Source organism: Cobetia sp. MB87, assembly GCF_011319755.1.
Classification (GTDB): domain Bacteria; phylum Pseudomonadota; class Gammaproteobacteria; order Pseudomonadales; family Halomonadaceae; genus Cobetia.
In genome coordinates this window covers 389,928-411,675 of record NZ_VFBC01000005.1, presented here as the reverse complement: position 1 = coordinate 411,675, position 21,748 = coordinate 389,928, and the positions used below count along the sequence as shown (strand labels likewise).

Below are 21,748 nucleotides of genomic sequence, written 5' to 3'. Positions count from 1 at the left end.
TCCCTCTTGGAATTGCCGTGGCCATCATTCCCGGGCGTGCTGCGTGGGCCAGGATGTCAGTGACCACTTGCCCTCATGCCCTTGGCCAGTGGCATACTGGTCAAGATAGCTGATGAAATCGCTGCGGGCGATGCTGCGGGCACCAAGACTTGCCAGGTGCGGAGTATGCATCTGACAGTCGATCAACGGAAAATCCCGTGCCCTCAATTCCTGGCACAGGATCACCAGCGCCAGTTTCGAGGCATCGGGCACGCGCGAGAACATCGACTCGCCGAAGAAGATGCGTCCACAGGCGACGCCATACAGGCCGCCCACCAGAGAATCGCCCTGCCAGACTTCAACGCTGTGGGCATGTCCCATGGCATGCAGGGCGATGTAGGCCTGCTGCATTTCTGGCAATATCCACGTGCCTGCCTGGCCATCGCGAGGAATGCTGGCGCAGGCATTGATCACACCGGTAAAGTCGCGGTCGATACTGTAGCTCAGGCCTGCATTGCGCAGGCGCTTGGCCAGACTGCGGCGTACACGGACTTCCTCTGGCTTGAGCACCATGCGTGGGTCCGGTGACCACCACAGGATGGGGTCACCCGGACTGAACCAGGGAAATATGCCGCGGGGGTAGGCTGCCAGCAGCCACTCGGGACTGAGTTCGCCCCCTGCACACAGCAGGCCGTCGGGCTCGTTCAGGGCGGTGGATGCATGCGGAAAGCGGACAGGGGCAGGGGGAAGCCAGGGAAGCATGGGCAGCCTCTTGTCGGTTCGGGAAGATGCACGGAGCAATGGGCTCCTGGCGCCTTGGCGTCATGAGCAGACGTGAATCGGCAATTATGACGTCACTGCCATCGAATGGTTATGATAACCGGCTGAAGGTACATGGAAAATCGCCCACAAGGTGCAAGGGGGATGGCGACTTGACTGCCAAGAGTGCCAGAAAGACAAGTCGGGAACAGGCCAAGCCTGAAACCCGTAGCCGCCGTGCGGCAGCAACACCCAGGAAGCGTGCCCGCCAGAAAGCGGACTCGCCGGGCTTCTTCGCGCGTCTGCGCGGTGCTTCGTCCACTGAGGCCAGTCCGGCACGCAAGACGCCGCGCGTCTCGAGCAAGCCTGCGAGGAAGGATGCCAGCGGCCAGCCTGCTGCCAAGGCCAGAAACAAGCCGCACGTGCAGGAAGAGAGCCCCGCAGCCCAGCGCCGCGCCGAGCGTCAGGCCGAGCGCGCCGAACGCCAGGCCATCCGCGCCGAGCAGCGTGCGGAGAAGGCAGCGCGACCACCGTCACGCCTGACCACCACCCTGCAGGGCGTCAGCCGTGAAGGCGTGGTCATTCTCATGCTCAGCCTCTGCGTCTTCATGCTGCTGGCGCTGTTCAGCTATGCGCCGACGGACCCCGGCTGGTCCTACAGCGGTCCTGAGCTGACGCCCAGCAACTGGATGGGCAGCATCGGCGCCTGGCTGTCAGACGTACTGTATTCGCTGTTCGGCGGCAGTGCCCTGTGGTGGCCGGCGATGCTGGGCTTCGGTGCCTGGCGTCTGATGCGTCAGCCCAGTACTGAGCTTGTGTGGGACCCGACAACCATCGCGGTGCGCGCTGGCGGTCTGTTCCTGCTGATCATGGCGACCTGCGTCATCGGTGATATCCAGTTCTACAGCCCAGATAGCCAGCTGACCAACGGCGCGGGTGGCATTCTCGGCAAGGGCATTGCCGGCGCGCTGACGCCATTGATCGGCATGGGCGGCACGGTACTGGTCGCGATGGCCAGCTTCCTGTGCGGCTTCACGCTGTTTACCGGCATGTCGTGGCTGACGGTCATGGATGAGCTGGGCAATGGCTGCATGCGGGTGTCCGGCTGGTTCGCCGAGCGCTTCAACAGCCGCCGCGATGACCAGGACGCCTACGATGACGAGGCAGCCTACGCCGAAGAGTCTCTGACGCACGAGGACGGTGAAGAGGATGACTCGGATCGCGACCCGGCCCCCAGACTGAGCTGGTGGCAGCGCCTGTTGCCGGGCCGCCGTGCCCGAGAGGAGGAGTGGGACGAGGACAGCGACGAGATTCTGCTGGGTCGCCGTCAGGAGGCAGAGGGCATCGCCGCCGAGCCGCGCGGCCCGCGCCGTGTCGAGCCGTCTCTGGATGGCGGCACCGACGAGGCCATCAGTGCTCGCGATGACTTCGCGGATGACCGCAGCACCGATATCCCGTGGCAGACCGCTGAAACCACGCCTTCCGCCAAGGTGCCGGGCGCTGCCTACACCGAGCGCATGACGGTGCAGAGCGCCAATGTCAGCATCGAAGGGGTTGATCTGGCTGCGGCTCTGAAGACTGCCGTGGCGGCAGAGGCTGCCTCCGCGCCGCGTGTAGCGCATGCCGATGTCACGCGCTCCCGTCTGCCGCAAGCCGCTGCCATTGAAGCCGAGCGTCAGCGTCATGCTGACGCCTCAGCCACGGCACAGGCTCCCAAGGCGGCGACGCCAGGCCCTGCCGTCGAAGATACGGCATCAGCCTCCGACAGCTTGGCTGCCCCTGCTGCCTGGGATGCCGCCTCTGCCTTTGCGCCGACCGCGCGTCACGATACGGCTCGTCATGAGACTGCCCGTCACGAGACGGCGCAAGACGCTCAGGCGCAGAGCGAGGCCGAATCTCACAAGGCTCAGGCCCAAGAGCTGGCTCGCGAGCAGGAAGCGCAGCGTCTGGCAGAGCAGGAGGCGCAGCGCGAAGCAGAACAGAAAGCACAGCGCGAAGCCGAGCAGAAAGCGCAGCGGGAAGCCGAGCAGCAAGCGGCAGAGCGACAAGCGCAGCTCGAGAAGCAGGCGCAGCTTGAGAAAGAGGCACAGCGCGACGCGCAACTTGCGCGCGAGCGCAGCGGTGCCGCGCCGGATAGCCGCAACCAGCCGCCGGAGCCCAGGGACGACGATGATGCGCCCCTGCACGGCAATGGTGGTCAATTCGCCACGGCTGCAGGGCTGGCTGCCGGTGCGGGTGTGATGGCGGCCGGTGTCGCGGCGGCCTCATCCGAGACTCCCGCTCGCAAGGCGGTCGTCTCCTGGGATGATGCCTTCGAGCAGCCGAGGGGCAACGCGCCGACACAGGCAGACGCGCCTGCGGCGCCGCCGCAGCATGCTCCTGAGCCGCGTCAGCCTGCAGCGCCTCATCAACCGGCCGAGCCGGTCGCGCCAGCAGAGCCCGATTCCGTTGCGCCTCAGGCCGAGCATGTGTCGCCTTTCGAGGCGCCGACAGCCACGCCGGAAGCGACCCCCGCACCGGTTGAGCGCCCGTCCTGGGCCTATGACGGCGATGAGTCCGGCATGGTGCCGGGCGGTGGCCGTCTGGCGACGGCGGAAGATGCGCAGGCGGCTGCCAGTGATCCCTCCGGCCCGACCCTGTGGACCGTGGAACACATGCAGAGTCAGCGCCATGAAGGCGCCGATCACGAGGACGAGCCGGAAGGGGACTTGCCGCAGCTGAGCCTGCTGACGCCGCCGGATGCCCAGAAGCCCAACTACAGCGAAGAAGAACTCGACCAGATGGCCGAGCTGCTGGTAGTGCGTCTGCGCGAATATGGCGTCAAGGCCGAGGTGGCGGATGTCTGGCCGGGGCCGGTCATCACACGCTTCGAGATTCAGCCGGCGCCGGGCGTCAAGGCGTCCAAGATCTCCAACCTGTCGACGGACCTGGCGCGCTCACTGCTGGTCAAGAGCGTGCGTGTGGTGGAGGTGATTCCGGGCCGTCCCACGGTCGGCATCGAGATCCCCAACCCCAACCGTGCCATGATCCGTCTGCGCGAAGTGTTCGATTCCGATGCCTACCAGCTGGCGGAATCTCCGGTGACATTGGCACTGGGTCAGGACATCGGTGGCGCACCTGTCGTGGCCAACCTCGGCAAGATGCCGCACCTGCTGGTCGCCGGTACCACCGGCTCGGGCAAGTCGGTCGGCATCAACTCGATGCTGATCTCGATGCTGCTCAAGGCCACGCCGGACGAAGTGCGCATGATCATGGTCGACCCCAAGATGCTGGAGCTTTCCGTCTATGACGGCATTCCGCATCTGCTGGCGCCGGTGGTGACCGACATGAAGGAGGCCGCCAACGCCCTGCGCTGGTGTGTCGCCGAGATGGAACGTCGCTACAAGCTGATGGCCGCCATGGGCGTGCGTAACCTTGCCGGTTTCAACGCCAAGATCGATGAAGCCGAAGCGCATGGCGCCCAGATCGCGGACCCGCTGTGGGAGCCGCAGCCCTGGGAGATGCACCAGCATCCGCCGGTGCTCGCCAAGCTGCCCTATATCGTGGTGGTGATCGACGAGTTCGCCGACATGTTCATGATCGTCGGCAAGAAGGTCGAGGAGCTGATCGCACGTCTGGCCCAGAAGGCGCGTGCCGCGGGGATTCACCTGATTCTGGCCACCCAGCGTCCGTCGGTGGACGTGGTGACCGGCCTGATCAAGGCCAACATCCCGACGCGCATGGCCTTCCAGGTCTCCTCCAAGATCGACTCGCGCACCATCCTCGATCAGGGCGGCGCCGAGGACCTGCTGGGCCACGGTGACATGCTCTACCTGCCGGCCGGTGCCGGCATGCCGACGCGCGTTCACGGCGCCTTCGTCGATGATGACGAGGTTCACCGTGTGGTCGACGACTGGAAGCGTCGTGGCTCGCCGGAGTACATCGAGGAAATCCTCACCGGTGGCGTGCAGGCCGATGCGTTGGCCGGTCTCGAGGCCGAAGGCGAGGACAGTGATGCCGAGCAGGATGCGCTCTACGACGAGGCCGTGGCCTATGTGGTCGAGTCGCGTCGTGCTTCCATCTCTGCCGTACAGCGTCGCTTCAAGATCGGGTACAACCGCGCCGCCCGTCTGGTCGAGGCGATGGAGATGGCGGGTGTCGTCTCCGCGATGGGCACCAATGGCTCGCGGGAAGTGATAGCGCCCAACCACAGCGGCTAGTCGCCGCAGGCCTGGTCGTTGCGCGCTGGAACACACGAAGGGGAGCTTTTTGCTCCCCTTCGTGTCAAAGACGTCAGATAACAGATCACTGTCAGCAGGATATTGGCAGCAATCATCCCGAATCGCTGAAATGATGAGGGTCAGATGCAGGGCATCGGTGCCCGTTGCCGAGGCTTGCCACTGGTCTTCCTCATCGCAAGGAGTGTCATGATTACACCGTCACGTTCTTTCGTTTCTTCGTTGACCGCTCGTCTGGCCAAGGGGCTGGGCGCCGCGCTGATGCTGGGCATGGCTGCTCTGCCAGCTCACGCCGAGGAATCGGCAGGCGATCGCCTGTCGCGCCTGCTGGAGCCGCTCAAGACCTATGCTGCCGACTTCGATCAGCAGATCCTCGATGCCTCCGGTCAGCGTCTGCAAGAAGCCAAGGGCAAGATGTGGCTGTCGCGCCCGGGCAAGTTCCGCTGGAGCGTCGATGCGCCGTACCGTCAGGAAGTGGTGTCAGATGGCAAGGAAGTCTACCTGCATGACCCGGACCTCGAGCAGGTCACCGTGCAGCCGTTGGATGAGCGTGTCACCCACACGCCGGCGCTGTTGCTGTCCGGTCGTGCCAGTGAGCTGACCGCCAACTATGCGGTCAAGCGTCAGCAGCAGGGCGCGCGTGAGACCTTCACGCTGACACCCAAACAGGCCGATACGCTGTTTGAAAGCCTCAAGCTGACCTTCGACAGCGAGCAGCTCGACATGCTGCAGATGGCGGATTCCACCGGTCAGCGCACGGCGATCGACTTCAGCAACGTGCAGTACAACCCGTCGCTGCAGGATAGCCGTTTCGTGTTCCAGATCCCGCAAGGCGCCGACGTCATTCGCGAGCAGTGATCACGCTCAAGGTGCAGCGCAAACCCTGAATATGCTTGAACAAACAGGAACGCCCGGACCAGATGGTCCGGGCGTTCCTGTTTATCGCGGTTATTGCTCGGCAGCCATGTGTGCGCAGGATTCGCCGCAGATCAGTTCTGCCTGGGCATCTCGCCACGGTCTGCGGCGGCGTCCTGCTCGCGGCGCCAGCGCTCAATCTCAGCGAAGCGCTTCTCGCCACCATGTTGGGTCGGGCGATAGAACTGCTGGGTCGGCAGCTCTTCTGGCCAGGCATTATGGGAGCTGCCGGCCGGATAGCCATTGGGCTCGTTGTGGGCATAGCGATAGCCTTCGCCCATGCCCAGCTCCTTCATCAGCGTGGTCGGGGCATTGCGCAGGTAGACCGGCACCCCGAAGTGGGGCTGCTGGCGCACGAAGGCCTTGGCTTCCTTCCAGGCCACCTCGATGGCGTTGCTCTTGGGCGCGATGGCCAGGTGGATCGCCGCATGGGCGATGGCGCGCTGGCCCTCGTAGTCACCGAGGCGCAGATAGGCGTCCCACGCGGCGATGGTCAGCGGCAGGGCGCGTGGGTCGGCGTTGCCGACATCCTCTGAGGCAATCGCCGTCAGGCGCCGCACGACATCCAGTGGGTCGCCGCCGCCATCCATGAAGCGCGCCATGTACAGCAGCGCCGCGTCGGGCCGCGAGGAGCGTATCGACTTGTGGATCGCCGACAGCAGGTCGTAATAGTCATCGCCCTGCTTGTCGAAACTGGAAGCCTGATGGCCGAGCACGGCCTCCAGCGAACTGTCCTCGAGTATCTCGCGCGTTCCCCCCTGGGCGTCTGGCTCACGGCGCACGAAGTCACAGGCGGTCTCCAGCAGGCCCAGGGCACGGCGTGCATCGCCGGAAGCCGAGCGCGCGATGCGGGTCAGCGTCTCGCGGCTGGCGTCGATCTGACGCTTGCCGAGGCCGTTGACCTCATCCTGCAGGGCGCGCGTCAGCACCTCGATCAGGTCTTCCGTCTCCAGGGCCTTGAGCACATAGACCCGCGCCCGTGACAGCAAGGCGGAGTTGACCTCGAAGGACGGATTCTCGGTGGTCGCGCCGATCAGCGTCAGCAGGCCGGATTCCACATGCGGCAGGAGGGCATCCTGCTGGCTCTTGTTGAGGCGGTGGATCTCATCGAGAAACATCACCGTCTGGCGATCGCTGGCCTGGAAGTGTCTGGCGCGCTCCACCACCTCGCGGATGTCCTTGACGCCGGCCATCACCGCCGAGAGCTGCTCCAGGTGGGCATCACAGCCCTTGGCGAGAATCTCGGCCAGCGTCGTCTTGCCGACGCCCGGCGGCCCCCACAGGATCATCGAGCGCACCACCCCGGAGGCCACCATCTGGCGCAGCGGCATATCAGGCCCGACCAACGCTGTCTGCCCGATGTAGTCATCCAGGGTGCGGGGACGCATGCGGAAGGCCAGTGGCGCATGGGAATTCGAGGCGGTATCGGCAAAAAGATCCATCAGCGAGTCTGGCTCCGGCAGGCGTGGGGCAGTAGTGCGCTCATCATGGCCGATCCTGCAGGGCTGTACAAATCAGCAGGGCGGGGCGCTCGATCAGCGGCCTCAGGCCGCGCGTGGCATTGCACCAGACTGTCATGTTTTCCTGACAGCATGACACGCTCATTTAGGCAATCCCACCCAACGTCTAACTGGCGCTCGGGGGATGTGTCCTACACTTCTAGGTGACGACATTGCTACATTCGGTAGCAATGCCCGAGGCGGCAGCGCTGTCTGCCAGCATCGGCCACCTGTTCCGTAAGGAGGAGGAAGTCATGCCCAATGTGACTCAGCTGCGCCAGGACCACGCCAACATGGCCCGTCTGCTGCACGTGCTTTCGCACCGCCACAAGACGCTCGTCAGTGGTGAGCGTCCCGACTTTCGCATGATGCGTGAGGTGGTGGATTACATTCTCGATTACATGCAGGGCTTCATCATTCCGCTGGAGCGTCAATGCACCCAGATGCTGTGCGAACGCTCCGAAGACGCCGCGCCACTCTGTCAGCGCCTCATCCAGCAATATCGCACCCTGCACGAGCGTCTGGACAAGCTGTCCGACAACCTCGACAGCATCCTGATGGACCAGATCATCCCGATGGATCAGTTCAATGCCGACCTGCGCGAATATGTGGAGGCACACCGTGACTATCTGCGTGCCGAGCGCCAGGAGCTGTTCCCGCTGATGCGCGACAACCTCAGTGATGAGGAATGGCAGCAGCTGACCGATGCCATCCCGCATGCGCGCAGCGAGCTTGAGCGCCTCCAGGAAGCCTACCCGGAACTCTACGCCGAGTTGACCGAGAGTGATGTCGTGACCGCCTGAGCCTTGTCTGTTCGTTCCTTGACGGTCCTATCTGTAACGGTCATGTCAGGGACTCGCCCCACAGAAAGAATCCGCACTTTGCCCGCCACAACAGAAAGAACGCCAAGTCGTTGGCGGGTATTCCGAAAGTCTCCATGTCGTATCTCCCCCACACTGAGGTCATCACATGACGCCCGCCGCGTTTCGGTGGGCGTCGTCCTTGGCGGTGTTCCGCCTTCTCAGATGACGGCCGTGCGGCCCGGGAGACAAGCGATGAGTGCTCAATCTCTTGCACGACAGTGGGCAACTTCCCAGGACGGAGCGACGTCCGAGCCCGCCCAGTTCGCCAGCGAAGGCATTGCCCTGGAAGATCCGCGCCTGTTTCGCCAACTCGCCTACGTGAATGGCTGTTGGGTGCATGGCGAAGGTGGACGTGAGGAGGCGGTCTTCGACCCCGCCACCGGTGAGCGCCTCGGCCAGGTGCCGTGGCTCGAGGAGGCGCAGATCGACGCCGCCATCGCCACCGCCGATGAGGCCCAGCGGGAATGGCGCAAGCTGCGCGTCGACCAGCGCGGTGAGTTGCTGGATGCCTGGTACGACCTCATCCGCGCCCACAAGGAAGACCTGGCCATGCTGATGACGCGTGAGCAGGGCAAGTCGCTGGACGATGCGCGTGGCGAGGTGGAATACGGCGCTAGCTTCGTTCACTGGTTCGCCGAAGAGGGCAATCGTGCCTTCGGCGAGACCATCCCCAGTCACATCCCCAATGCTGCGCTGGGCACCGTGCGTGAGCCCATCGGCGTGGCTGCGCTGATCACGCCGTGGAACTTCCCGCTCGCGATGATCACCCGCAAGGCCGCCGCCGCGCTGGCGGCCGGTTGCACGGTGCTGGTCAAGCCGGCCGGCGAGACGCCGTTCTCGGCGCTGGCGCTGGCGGAGCTTGCCGAGCGTGCCGGCATTCCCGCCGGTGTCTTCAGCGTCATCACCGGCGAGGCCTCCGAGGTCTCCAGGCAGCTGTGTGATGACCCGCGTGTCGCGGGGCTCTCGTTCACCGGCTCCACTCGGGTCGGGCGTCTGCTGCTTTCCCAGTGCGCCGACAGCGTCAAGCGTGTCTCGCTGGAACTGGGCGGCAATGCGCCCTTCATCGTCGGGCCGGACATGGACCCCGAGGAGGCGGCGCGGGCCGCCGTCGATGCCAAGTTCCAGACCTCCGGTCAGGACTGCCTCGCGGCCGACCGCATCCTGGTCCACGACAGCCTCTACGAGGACTTCCTGAGCCACTTCGTGCGCATCATGAAGCAGCTCAAGGTCGGCAACGGTCAGGTGAAGGGGATCGACCTTGGCCCGTTGATCCACCGCGACGCCGTCGCCAAGGCGCAGACCATCGTCGATGACGCCGTCGAGCGGGGCGCGCGGCTGATCCACGGCGACCAGAGCATGGCGCCGGGCCCCAACTTCTTCATGCCGGTACTGCTGGCCGACATCACACCCGACATGCGCGTCTGGCGCGAGGAGACCTTCTCGCCGGTGGCCGGCATCACCGCCTGGCACGATGAGGAAGAGGTGATCGCGATGGCCAACGACACTGAATATGGCCTTGCCGCCTACGTCTATACCCACGATGTGCGCCGCATCTGGCAACTGATGCGTGGCCTGCGCTTCGGCATGGTCTCGGTCAATTCCGTCAAGATGACCGGCGCGCCGATTCCCTTCGGCGGCGTCAAGCAATCTGGCCTGGGTCGCGAAGGTGGCCGTCAGGGGCTCGAGGAATATCTCGATATCAAGTACTACTGTCTGGGTGGACTGGAAAGCGCCTCCGGAAGTTGAGACGGACACCCTTCACTGTCACATGTCGATCATGGCGACCGGTGGTCATTGAGCAACCCCACCGGTCGATCGCCCCTAGTTGAGCATTCGGAGAGTCACATGAGCACCGATAACACCCAACGTCAGTCTGTCGGCTTCGATGACAGCATCAGCACCGACGAGCTGATTCGCCGTGATCGCAAGGTCACCTTCCATGCCTCCACCCACCTGCGTGATTTCGCCCAGGGCGATGCCCCGGGCCGCGTGATCACCGGCGGCGAAGGCATTCGTATCCGTGAGCGCGACGGGCGTGAGCTGATCGACGGCTTCGCCGGTCTCTACTGCGTCAACATCGGTTACGGGCGCACGGAAGTCGCCGATGCCATCCACGAGCAGGCCCTCAAGCTCAGCTATTACCACACCTATGTCGGCCACTCGAACGAGCCGCAGATCGCGCTGTCCGAGAAGATTCTCGAACTGGCCGGGCCTGGGATGTCCAAGGTCTACTACGGCATGTCCGGCAGCGATGCCAATGAGACCCAGCTCAAGCTGGTGCGCTATTACCACAACGTGATCGGCAAGCCGGAGAAGAAGAAGGTCATCTCGCGCTGGCGTGGCTATCACGGCTCCGGCATCGCTTCTGGCTCGCTGACCGGGCTGGCGGCCTTCCATGATCACTTCGATCTGCCGATTCCCGGCATCCTGCACACCGAGGCGCCTGACTACTATCGTCGTCCCGCCGAGTGCGCCGAGATGAGCGAGCGTGAATTCTCCACCTGGTGCGCCGACAAGCTCGAGGCGATGATCCAGGCTGAAGGGCCGGAGACCATCGGCGCCTTCATCGGCGAGCCGGTGCTGGGCACCGGTGGCATCGTGCCGCCGCCGGAGGGCTACTGGGACGCCATCCAGGCCGTACTCAAGCGTCACGACATCCTGTTGATCTGCGATGAGGTGGTGTGCGGCTTCGGGCGCATCGGCAGCCAGTTCGGCTATCAGCACTTCGGCATCAAGCCGGACCTGGTCACCATCGCCAAGGGCCTGACCAGCGCCTACCAGCCGCTGTCCGGGGTCATCGTCGGTGACCGCGTGTGGAAGGTGCTGGAGCAGGGCACCGGTGAATTCGGCCCCATCGGCCACGGCTGGACCTACTCCGGTCATGCGCTGGGTGCCGCCGCCGGTGTCGCCAACCTGGAGATCATCCGTCGCGAGGGTCTGGTGGACAACGCCCGCGATACCGGTGCCTATCTGCAGAAAGCCATGAAGGAAGCCTTCGCCGATCACCCCATCGTCGGCGACGTGCGTGGCATCGGCCTGCTGGCGGCGCTGGAGTTCTCGCCGCAGCCGTCACAGCGCAAGGCGTTCGATTCCGCGCTCAAGGTCGGCCCGCGCATCTCGGCGGCAGCCCTCGAGGAGGGGCTGATCGCCCGTGGCATGCCGCAGGGCGACATTCTCGGCTTCGCGCCGCCGCTGGTGGTCACCTCCGAGGAGATCGATGACATCATCGCCCGCGCGCGCCGCGCCGTGGACAAGGTGCACCAGGAACTGATCGCGAGCGGCGACCTCGCTTCCGGTGCTTCCGCTTCTGGTGACCCCGCTTCTGGTGAAAAGTAAGGCCATGGCATTGACCCTACCCCCGCTCAAGAGCACACGGGAAACGCCGCTGGCGCTGGCCGATATCTATGCCGCGCGCCAGCGGCTGTTTCATTCATTGACAGCCACGGGCGTCGAACGCACGGCGCTGGTGCCTTCACCGGCGCTGTCGCGACGCTTCGATGCCGAGATTCTGCTCAAGCTGGAGACCCGCCAGCCCACCGGCGCCTTCAAGCTGCGCGGGGCCAGCAATCTGCTGGCCGCCGTGGCGGAGCAGGCCGCTGGGCAGGCCTTCGAGCGCCTCCAGCGCGGCGTGACCACTGCCTCGACCGGCAATCATGGTCGTGCGCTGGCCTACGCCGCGATGCGCCGTGGCCTCAGGGCGGTCATCTGTCTCTCCGAGCAGGTACCCGCCAACAAGGTGCGTGCCATCGAGGCGCTGGGGGAGCTGGGCGGCGCGTCGGGTGGCAGTGTCGAGGTGCGTCGGGTCGGGCGCAGTCAGGACGAGGCCTTCCACGAGGTCAATCGGCTGGTCGAGGAGGAGGGCATGCTGGCGGTGCCGCCCTTCGATGACCCGCTGATCGCAGCCGGTCAGGGCACCATCGGGCTTGAGTTGATGGAGGATTGCCCGCAGCTCGATCGGGTACTGATCGGACTGTCCGGCGGCGGCCTGCTCGGCGGTATCGGGGCGGCGCTCAAGGCGATTCGTCCCGAGACGCAGGTGCATGGCATCAGCCTCACCGAAGGTGCTGCCATGTGGCATAGCCTGCAGGCAGGCACACCGGTGGAGGTGGAAGAGGTCGCAAGTCTCGGAGACTCACTGGGCGGCGGCATCGGGCTTGGCAATCACACCACGCTGCCGCTGGTGCACCGCGTGATGGATGAACACCATCAGGTCAGTGAACGCGCCATTGCCCGCGCCATGCTGATGCTGCTGGAAGAGGAGAAGCTGCTGGTCGAGGGCGCTGCCGTGGTCGGGCTTGCCGCACTCGAGGCCTCGCGGCTGGGCGAGATGGACCCGTCACTCGCCGAGTCGATCCGCGGCCAGCGTGTCGCGCTGATCATCAGCGGCAACGGCGTCAGTCTGGAGACCTTCGATCAGGCTAGAGCACTGCTGGCGGACGCTCAGCAGTGATTTTTTCGCCCATGGCTCACAGCGTGAGACAGATGGCGGCATACCAGGAGGAGGGCGCATGACACAACCGACTCAAGAAAGGATGCAGACGTATTCCCGTGAACAGATCGAGCAGGTCGTGGGGCTGGACACCACGGCACTGGGCACCATCCGCGATGCCTTCATCGCGCTGGGGCGTGGTGAAGTGGTACAGCCACCGATTCTGTCGATGGCCATCGAGGAGGCCAACGGCGAGGTGGACGTCAAGACCGCCCACATCCAGGGGCTCAAGCACTTCGCGATCAAGATCAGCCCCGGCTTCTTCAACAATCCCGCCCGCGGCCTGCCAAGCCTCAATGGTCTGATGGTGGTGTTCTCCGCCGAGACGGGGCTGGCCAAGGCCCTGCTGGATGACGGCGGCTATCTCACCGCCATTCGTACCGCGCTGGCCGGTGCCGTGGCGGCAGAGGCCCTGTCACGCCCCGACAGCAAGCGCGTCGCGCTGATCGGTGCCGGTGAGCAGGCGAGCCTGCAGCTGGAGGCGCTGCGGCTGGTACGCGACATCGAGAGTGTCGATGTCTGGGCACGCGACAAGGAGCGCGCCGAGCGCTTTGCGCGTGAGACGGAGGAGCGGCTGGGCCTCACCGTGCGCAGTCATGACAGCCTGCATGCGGTGTGTCAGAACGCCGATATCATCATCACCGCCACGCCGTCCCACACGCCGCTGCTGGAATACTCGATGCTGCCGGAAGGCGTGCATGTCACCGCGATGGGCTCGGACAGCCCAGAGAAGCGCGAGCTGGAAGCCGATGTGCTGACCGATTGCGACTACTTCGTGTGTGACAGCCGCGCCCAGTCGGAAATCAATGGCGAGCTCAAGGGGCTGGATGACGACCAGGCCAAGGCATGCGAGGTGTACGAGCTGGGCAAGCTGCTGGCCGATGGGCGTCGTCTGCGTGAGGGTGATGAGGCTGAAACCTCCATTACGGTGGCGGATCTTACCGGCACCGGCGTACAGGACACCGCGATTGCCAGCCTGGCGCTGGCTCGACTCGCCCAGCGCTAGCGCCGCACGCAGCGACAGCGGGTCACGAAGGTGCGACGGACTTGCCCAGCGCGGCGGCGCATGCGAGGGTCACGCAGTAACGGCAGGAAGCCGTTGACTCCCTCGTCCACTCGGAGCCTGTCGTGACTCGAACCATGCCTTCACCCTCTGCTGCGCCGCGCGCCCTCAATGCTGCCCCCGGGGTAGAGGTCCGCCGCTCGCCGCTGGCGGACCTCTGTGCCGACTGCGATGCCGTGACGCTGCTGCCACCGCTATCCCCGCCGGGTGAGGGTTATCTGCGTCATTTCTGCCAGCTGGATTCCCCGCTGGCGGTGTTCGATCTCGACGATACCCTGCTCGATGGCGACTGCACCGGCATGTGGATGCGCTGGATGGCCGCCTGCGGCTGGATCGAGGATGTCGAGGCCTTCATGGCCATTGGCGAGCGCCACCAGAGCGAGTATCACGCCGGCACCCTGGACATCCACGAGCACACCGGCCATCTGCTCAGCCCGCTCATCGGGCGGCATCGCGATGAGGTGCGTCGCGAAGTCGATGATTTCGTGGAAGAAATGGTGATGCCACGTCTGCTGGAAGGTGGCATCGCGCGGCTGGCCGAACACGGCGAGGCGGGCCATCGCACCCTGATCATTTCCGCCTCCATGCATCACCTGGTCGGCCCCATCGCCAGTCGTCTGACCGCCGATGGTGCGCTGGCCACCCATCCTGCCTTCGATGATGAGGGCCGCTTCACCGGCGAGACCACTGGCATCGTCACCTTCCGCGAAGGCAAGCTGGCGGCGCTGGATGCCTGGCTGGAAGACGCAAGCCAGCTCAAGCGTGCGCCGCAGGCACTGTGGGGCTACTCCGACTCCCACAACGACCTGCCACTGCTCGAGCGGGTCGATCATCCCCACGCCACCCAGCCGGATGCGCCGTTGCGCCAGTTCGCCGAAGCGCGTGGCTGGCCGGTGGTCGACTGGCGTCAGTCGCACCTGTCCATCGAATCCGACTGAGCGTGCATGAAACCGTCAAATGACTCCCACCTCGCGCGCGATCACAACCCGGATGCCAGAGCCCTGCAGGCGCGTGGCGTCGCGCTGACGGCGCTGGGCGTGCTGCTGATCTCACCGGATGCCCTGTTGATCCGGCTGGCGGATGTGGCGGATGGCCCGCTGGTGTTCTGGCGAGGGCTGCTGACGGCGATCGGTTTTGCGCTGATTCTGCTGGCAAGTCAGCGTGGCAACCTGGCGCAGCGTTTCACTGCCAGTCTGTCGCGCATGCGTGGCTGCGGACGCACGGGACTGTGGGTCGCGCTGCTGTTCACCGGCTCCACGCTGGGCTTCGTGCTCGCCAATCAATACACCCGCGCTGGCAATGTCTTGATCATCCTGGCGGCGGGGCCGCTGTTTGCCGCCGTGATGTCGCGTCTCTGGTTGGGCGAGCGTCAGCCAGCGCATGTCTGGGGGGCAATCCTTGTCTCCCTGGTAGGCGTCACGCTGCTGGTGATGGATGATGCTGGCAGCGGTAGCCTGATCGGCAATCTGCTGGCGTTGGTGTGCAGTCTGTCCATGGCGGCCAATTTCACATTGTGTCGTACGCGTCCTGCCCTCGACATGAGCCCGATGCTGGCGCTGTCTGGATTGCTCACCGGGCTGTGCGGCCTGCTGGCCTGTGCATGGCTTACGGCCAATGGTGCCGAGAGCGTGCTCACCCAGTTATGGCCCTCGCAGAGCGATGATTTCGCTCAGCGCGCCGGCTGGCTGGTGCTGCTGTGCCTGGTGCTTTCGCCGCTGGGCTTCACGCTGATCCAGCGTGGCCCGCTGTATCTGCCGTCCGCCGAGGTGGCGCTGCTGATGCTGCTGGAAAGCGTGTTCGGCATCCTGTGGGTGTGGTGGGTGCTGGAGGAATCGCTGACCCTGCGCGGCTGGGTAGGCGGCGCCATGGTGCTGGGCGCGATGCTGATCAAGAGTCTGATCGACCGCCGCCTGCGTCACATGCCGGCCACGCGTACGCCTTCTGCGGATGCGTCTGCGGGCGGCAGCTGATACAATCCCGCCCATCCCCGAGTTTATTCACTGTCAAATGACAGCCCTCTGGACGCCTCACGGCGACCGGAGCGAATAGCTCATGGCGCGAAGAAAGCCACAGGGCGACCGGAAACGGCGACGACTTCACGACGCGAGCCAGGCGCGAGCGGCACTGCCCCTGACGGCAGTGATGAAGAGTGCCACAACCGGACGCCAGACTGACTCGACAGCGCCAGGATTCAGCACGCACACCACCTTCCCCAACCTGTTGCGGACGACTCGATGACAAGCAGCCTCAAACAGCAGTGGCTCTCCAACCTCCGGCCCGACATCCTGTCCGGCCTGGTGGTGGCGTTGGCCCTGATCCCCGAAGCCATCGCCTTCTCCATCATTGCCGGTGTCGACCCCAAGGTCGGCCTGTATGCCTCCTTCTCCATCGCCGTGGTGACCGCCATCGCCGGTGGCCGTCCGGGCATGATCTCCGCCGCCACCGGTGCCATGGCACTGCTGATGGTCGACCTGGTCAAGGACCACGGCCTGGAATACCTGCTGGCCGCCACCGTGCTGACCGGCGTGATCCAGATCATCTTCGGCTACTTCAAGCTCGGCTCGCTGATGCGTTTCGTGTCGCGCTCGGTGGTCACTGGCTTCGTCAATGCGCTGGCGATCCTGATCTTCATGGCCCAGCTGCCGGAACTGACCAACGTCACCTGGCACGTCTACGCCATGACGGCGGCCGGTCTCGGCATCATCTACCTGCTGCCGCTGGTGCCGAAGGTCGGCAAGCTGCTGCCGTCGCCGCTGGTCTGCATCATCGTGCTGACCATCTTCGCCATGGTCGTCGGTCTGGATATCCGCACCGTCGGCGACATGGGCGAGCTACCGGACAGTCTGCCGGTGTTCCTGATTCCGGACATCCCCTTCAATCTCGAAACCCTGTGGATCATCCTGCCGTACTCGCTGCCGCTGGCGGTCGTGGGTCTGCTGGAATCCCTGATGACGGCCACGCTGGTCGATGATCTGACCGATACGCCGTCCGACAAGAACCGTGAGTGCAAGGGCCAGGGCGCGGCCAACGTCGTCACCGGCTTCCTCGGCGGCATGGCAGGTTGCGCGATGATCGGCCAGACGATGATCAACGTGAAGTCCGGCGGTCGTACGCGTCTCTCCACCATGGTGGCGGGTGTCGTGCTGCTGATTCTGGTCGTGTTCCTCGGCCCGTGGGTCTCGCAGATTCCGATGGCCGCACTGGTCGCGGTGATGATCATGGTCTCCATCGGCACCTTCTCCTGGCAGTCGATCCGTGACCTCAAGACTCACCCGATGTCCACCAACATCGTCATGCTGGGGACCGTGGCCGTCGTGGTCGCGACCCACAACCTGGCGATCGGCGTGCTGGTCGGCGTGCTGCTCTCGGCGCTGTTCTTCGCCAACAAGATCGGTCAGGTGCTGCATATCGGCAGCGACATGAATGCCGATGGCCGTACCCGCGAATACCGCGTGGTCGGTCAGGTGTTCTTCGCCTCCAGCGAGCAGTTCCAGGCTGGTTTCGATCTCAAGGAGACCGTCGAGCGTGTCGTCATCGACGTCAGCCGTGCGCACTTCTGGGACATCACCGCCATCGGCGCGCTGGACACCGTGGTGGTCAAGTTCCGTCGTGAGGGGACCGAGGTCGAGGTACGTGGCCTCAACGAAGCCAGCGCCACGCTGGTGGATCGCTTCGCGGTGCATGACAAGCCGGATGCGGTCGAGAAGCTGATGGGTCATTGATCGCATTGGCGCCACCCGCCTGAACGAGGGCGGTGGTGTCAGCAGCGTGATTGATGCGTAAAGACGGCGGGCAGTCCTTCACAGGCTGCCCGCCGTTTGCGTTGGTGGGGTCGGAAAGTGGTAATCTCGAAACAGGCGCCTGAAGCGCCACCTTGATCGTCAGCATAAGGAAGCACGCCATGAGCCAATCCTCTGCCAGTGCCCTGACAGGCCATGACAAGGTCACCGCCTGCATTGACGGCTCCGCCTTTGCCGTCTCCGTGTGTGATGCCGCCGTATGGGCAAGCCAACGTCTCTCGGCGCCGCTGAGCTTCCTGCATGTGATCGACCGCCAGGAAGGGGTGGGCGAGACCAACAGTGATCTCTCCGGCAGCATCGGGCTCGGCGCGCGCGAGCATCTCCTGGAAGAACTCGCCACCCTGGATGAGCAACGCGGGCGTATCGCCCAGGAGCAGGGCCGCCTGATGCTGGAGGCCGCCTACGAGCGCGCCGTGCAGGCAGGTATCGCGGAGCCGCGCCCACGCCAGCGCAATGGAGAGCTGGTCGAGACCCTGGCTGAGCTTGAGGACGAGATCCGCCTGCTGGTGATCGGCAAGCGCGGTGAAGGGGCGGAGCAGGCCAGCGAGCACCTGGGCAGCAATCTGGAGCGCGTGATTCGCAGCCTGCATCGCCCCGTGCTGGTGGTGCCGGGTGAGTTCGCTGTGCCGACGCGGGTGCTGATCGCCTTCGATTGCAGCACCACCATCAAGCGCGCCGTCGAGGTGTTGGCGGCAAGCCCGCTGCTGCAAGGCGCTGAGCTGCATCTGGTGATGGTCGGCGCGGAAACTGTGGAACATCAGGCCCCGCTGGACGCCGCGCGCGACACCCTCACCGCGGCAGGTTTCAGCGTGCAGGCCAGCTTCAGAGCAGGGGAGGTGGAAGCCTGCCTGCGCGAATATGCCAAGGAGCACGCCATCGACATGCTGGTGATGGGCGCCTACGGCCACTCGCGCATCCGTCAGTTGCTGGTCGGCAGCACCACCACCGAGATGATTCGCAACGCCACGGTGCCGCTGCTGATTCTGCGCTGAGCCATCTCTGAGTCGCTTTTGTGGCTCTCTGAGCATTGGCTGATGAGCGAGCCATTCCATCATTGCCGTGACGCCGCGCTTCCGAAATCTCTCGGGCGCGGCGTCTTTCTGTCTGGCGGGTATCTTCGTGCTAGTACCGGCCTACCGTTGGCTGGGTATATCGAGGGCCGTGAGTGCACGCACGTCTGCTCGTATTTCCTGCATCAGTGGCAGCACGCGTGAAACCACAGGTTCCTCTGATGCAGGGCAATATTCCCCGCAGGTCGCGTTGCGCCGCTCGCGCGAATCTGGAACGCTGATGGACTGATTTCACCCTGCTTCGACAGCGGTCTTTTCTGCATCAGCGCCGCTGGCGACATTTTTCCACTACCCAAGAAGAACAGCACAAGGACACTCTCGATGAACATCCAGCGCCATGACACCAAGCCGCGCATGAGCCGCGCCGTGATCCACAACAACACCATCTACCTGTGTGGTCAGGTCGCCGGGCCGGAACAACGCTTCAGTGATATCACCGATCAAGCCAACAGCATGCTCGCGCGTGTCGATGCGCTGCTGGAAGAAGTCGGCACCGACCGCGAGCACCTGCTCTCCACCACCGTCTATCTCAAGACAATGGACGACTTCAAGACCTTCAACGACATCTGGGACTCCTGGGTGCCACAAGGTCACGCCCCCGCCCGCGCCTGCGTCCAAGCCGCCATGGCCAGCCCGGAATTGCTGTGTGAAATTACCGTGGTCGCCGCCGTTAAGTGACTCGCAGTATGATTTTTCTAAGCCCGCCAGAGTTTTCTCTGGCGGGTTTTTTATTGTTATTATACTTTTTCTTTTTGTTATGGAGGTTTGTATGATTACGGAATTTTTCGTGTTAGGCCTATATGAAGAAAGAAATGTTAGAATAACATTCGAAGATAATTGTAAGGTGATTGTTGCTGAGAATGGATACGGTAAAACCACAATCTTGAATATGTTGTACTCGCTACTCTCGGGTGATACTTCTAAGCTGCGCAAAGTAGTATTTGATAGTGTAGGCGTGACTTTTCGAGATGGCGAAACAATTAGTATCTCTAAAGATGAACTAGCAATTGATCATAGTGGCATTTTGAATGATACGGAATACGGATTTATTGAGCTTATAGGAGATGATGTTTTAGATGCTTTGATTGAGGAGGAGAGGCTATCTACATTATATAATGGCTATAGCAACTATAGTAGTGGTCATAGGTCGAGCTTATTTAGAAGTGTGGTGCATAAGTATGATGTATCTCCTGCAAGATTACGTCGCTATTTGAGGAGCTTCATGGCGGCTAGGAAAGAGGAAGAGTTAAAAAGTCCCGTTCAAGTAAAGCTAGCGAGAGTGAAAGAAAAGTTTGGTTATGAGAGCTTGCATCTTCCTACTTACCGGCGAGTTGAGGAAAAGGCTGGTTACTTGCCAGGACTTATGAGTGAAGAGTTATTGGATCAATCATCAATAAATTTTGGTATGTCAGATGTTAAGAAAAATATTCATGATATAACTTCTGAAATAAAAAACTCATCTGTAGAGTGGTTTTCAAAAATCAATGGTCAGATGTTGTCTCAGTTAGTTGATGGATTTTCTGTAACCGATGAAATGAAGGATCAGGTTGTTAGTGCGGATGAAGTTAGCATTGTGTTGGAGCGAATAGGTGATAATATTTCTGAAGCACATAAAGTTAATATACTTGAGCTTGTTGGAAGCGGTGAAATTCGAAGTGGACATGATCCTTTAGTTTATTTTCTTTGTAACCTGTTAACTGTATATAAACAGCAGCAAGATAATGATGTTGCCCTGCAAATGTTTGCTAAAATTAGCAACAAGTACTTAGTGGATAAGGAAATAGTTTATGACGAAAGTAAGGTTACAGTGGATGTAGTACGAAAAAAGAGTCGAAAGTTAGTTGATATTGAAAGTTTATCTTCAGGTGAAAAGCAGATTCTTTCATTATTCGCAATTTTATATCTCAGAAAAAATACAGATATCGCAATATTCTTCGATGAGCCTGAGCTCTCTCTCTCTATTGAATGGCAAAGATTGCTATTGCCCGACATTATAGACTCAGGTACATGTGCTTTTTTATTTGCTACCACGCACTCTCCATTTATCTTTGATAATTCCTTAGAGTCTTGCACTGTGGATCTTGCTGAGTATATTCAGGAGCTATAATGTCTAGAGTTGATCAGTTGAAAGATGCTAAGTCTAGTGATAGTGTCAAGTTCAAAGAGTTTATGAGGATTGTTGCAAATAACAAGAGACCCGTCTTTTTTGAAGGTGAAGATGAAAAATATTATACAATTAGGGTTAACAATTACTATAGAGGTATTGACTGGGTAGGGGTGAATGCTAAGGGAAAAACCAATGTTCTAGCTTTAAGAGAGAAAATAAAAAAACATCCAAGGTATAAGGATATTAACAGTATGTTTTTTGTTGATGCTGATTTTGATGATAATTCAAAATTAGCAGCTTATGAAGATGTATACGTCACACCCTGCTACTCTGTGGAAAATTTTTATTTTTCCGAGAAAGTCTTTATCTCTATTTTAAGTGCTGAGTTCGGTGTCAGTGAATTCAATGAAGATTCTGAATGTTACAGAACGGTTTTAGACTTATATAGAGAAACAGTTTCGCAATATATAGAAGCTATTAAGCCTTTTAATTGTCTTGTGTATAATTTGAAAAATAAGAAAAAGGAAGGTGCTTTTTCTGGAGGTTTAAATCTATCTGATATTAAGTTTGAGTCTTTAGTTGATGTGAATATTGGAAGTGTTACAAAGGTCTATGATGAATTTAATCCTCAATCTATTTTTAATAAATTAAATGGCTACGAAATAGATCCTGCTGATCATAATGCTGATTTTTTACAACAAGACTCGAATGGCATGAAGTTGAGAGGTAAGCAGAATTTAGAGTTTTTCCGAAGATTTATTGAGAAGTTAAAAAATGATCGTAATAGTAGGGAGCCTGCTAGAGTCTTCTTTTCTAGGAGAAGTACTGTACGAATTACCTTAACTAAAGATAATATTCTCTCAGATATAAGTCAGTATGCGGACACACCACAGTGCTTACAGGATTTCTTGGCTAAATTCAGCTCTTATAAGCTTGCAGCATAGCTATTTTATGGTTATATTTCTTAAATGCAGCCTTGATTATTGT

The 21,748-nt window shown here is 61.3% G+C and carries 16 protein-coding genes; 14 read left to right on the top strand and 2 right to left on the bottom strand.

Going from position 1 to position 21,748, the window contains the following annotated elements:
* Positions 1–24 precede the first annotated feature (24 nt).
* Positions 25–741: a leucyl/phenylalanyl-tRNA--protein transferase gene (gene aat, locus CDPAHKCJ_RS05095; protein ID WP_166018918.1), complete on the bottom strand. Its 717-nt coding sequence runs from the start codon at positions 739–741 to the stop codon at positions 25–27.
* Between the two features lie 170 nt (positions 742–911).
* On the opposite strand from aat, the gene CDPAHKCJ_RS13455 reads away from it, so the two are divergent.
* Positions 912–4,937 carry a DNA translocase FtsK 4TM domain-containing protein gene (locus CDPAHKCJ_RS13455; protein ID WP_166018917.1) on the top strand — a complete coding sequence of 1,342 codons (4,026 nt, stop codon included), beginning with the start codon at positions 912–914 and terminating at the stop codon, positions 4,935–4,937.
* A gap of 279 nt (positions 4,938–5,216) precedes the next feature.
* Complete coding sequence (gene lolA / locus CDPAHKCJ_RS05085) at positions 5,217–5,813, top strand: outer membrane lipoprotein chaperone LolA (protein WP_233593658.1); 597 nt, start codon at positions 5,217–5,219, stop codon at positions 5,811–5,813.
* A gap of 131 nt (positions 5,814–5,944) precedes the next feature.
* Here the strand turns inward: lolA and CDPAHKCJ_RS05080 are convergent, their stop codons facing one another.
* Complete coding sequence (locus tag CDPAHKCJ_RS05080) at positions 5,945–7,312, bottom strand: replication-associated recombination protein A (RefSeq protein WP_166018915.1); 1,368 nt, start codon at positions 7,310–7,312, stop codon at positions 5,945–5,947.
* 311 nt (positions 7,313–7,623) lie between these two features.
* On the opposite strand from CDPAHKCJ_RS05080, the gene CDPAHKCJ_RS05075 reads away from it, so the two are divergent.
* The 12 genes from CDPAHKCJ_RS05075 to CDPAHKCJ_RS05020 all read left to right on the top strand — a co-directional run bounded on the left by CDPAHKCJ_RS05075 (position 7,624) and on the right by CDPAHKCJ_RS05020 (position 21,705).
* On the top strand, positions 7,624–8,172 hold the full coding sequence (locus CDPAHKCJ_RS05075) for a hemerythrin domain-containing protein (RefSeq protein WP_166018914.1): 549 nt from the start codon (positions 7,624–7,626) through the stop codon (positions 8,170–8,172).
* 252 nt (positions 8,173–8,424) lie between these two features.
* Positions 8,425–9,978, top strand: a complete 1,554-nt coding sequence (locus CDPAHKCJ_RS05070) for an NAD-dependent succinate-semialdehyde dehydrogenase (protein ID WP_166018913.1) — start codon at positions 8,425–8,427, stop codon at positions 9,976–9,978.
* Positions 9,979–10,077: 99 nt separating this feature from the next.
* Positions 10,078–11,568 (top strand): aminotransferase, encoded by a 1,491-nt coding sequence (locus tag CDPAHKCJ_RS05065; RefSeq protein WP_166018912.1) that lies wholly within the window; start codon positions 10,078–10,080, stop codon positions 11,566–11,568.
* Between the two features lie 4 nt (positions 11,569–11,572).
* Positions 11,573–12,682 carry a pyridoxal-phosphate dependent enzyme gene (locus CDPAHKCJ_RS05060; RefSeq protein WP_166018911.1) on the top strand — a complete coding sequence of 370 codons (1,110 nt, stop codon included), beginning with the start codon at positions 11,573–11,575 and terminating at the stop codon, positions 12,680–12,682.
* A gap of 58 nt (positions 12,683–12,740) precedes the next feature.
* Positions 12,741–13,727, top strand: a complete 987-nt coding sequence (locus CDPAHKCJ_RS05055) for a cyclodeaminase (protein ID WP_240916655.1) — start codon at positions 12,741–12,743, stop codon at positions 13,725–13,727.
* A 134-nt stretch (positions 13,728–13,861) separates the two neighbouring features.
* On the top strand, positions 13,862–14,722 hold the full coding sequence (locus CDPAHKCJ_RS05050) for an HAD-IB family hydrolase (protein ID WP_166018910.1): 861 nt from the start codon (positions 13,862–13,864) through the stop codon (positions 14,720–14,722).
* A 6-nt stretch (positions 14,723–14,728) separates the two neighbouring features.
* Entirely contained in the window at positions 14,729–15,754 is a 1,026-nt protein-coding gene (locus tag CDPAHKCJ_RS05045) for a DMT family transporter (protein ID WP_166018909.1), read from the top strand.
* A gap of 264 nt (positions 15,755–16,018) precedes the next feature.
* A complete protein-coding gene (locus CDPAHKCJ_RS05040; protein WP_054555610.1) occupies positions 16,019–17,506 on the top strand; it encodes a SulP family inorganic anion transporter in 1,488 nt (495 codons plus the stop codon).
* A 179-nt stretch (positions 17,507–17,685) separates the two neighbouring features.
* Positions 17,686–18,576, top strand: a complete 891-nt coding sequence (locus CDPAHKCJ_RS05035) for a universal stress protein (protein WP_166018908.1) — start codon at positions 17,686–17,688, stop codon at positions 18,574–18,576.
* 399 nt (positions 18,577–18,975) lie between these two features.
* A complete protein-coding gene (locus CDPAHKCJ_RS05030; protein ID WP_166018907.1) occupies positions 18,976–19,332 on the top strand; it encodes a RidA family protein in 357 nt (118 codons plus the stop codon).
* Between the two features lie 91 nt (positions 19,333–19,423).
* Complete coding sequence (locus CDPAHKCJ_RS05025) at positions 19,424–20,761, top strand: AAA family ATPase (protein WP_166018906.1); 1,338 nt, start codon at positions 19,424–19,426, stop codon at positions 20,759–20,761.
* On the top strand, positions 20,761–21,705 hold the full coding sequence (locus CDPAHKCJ_RS05020) for a DUF4435 domain-containing protein (RefSeq protein ID WP_166018905.1): 945 nt from the start codon (positions 20,761–20,763) through the stop codon (positions 21,703–21,705). Before CDPAHKCJ_RS05025 ends, CDPAHKCJ_RS05020 begins: the two co-directional genes overlap by 1 nt.
* Positions 21,706–21,748: the final 43 nt, after the last annotated feature.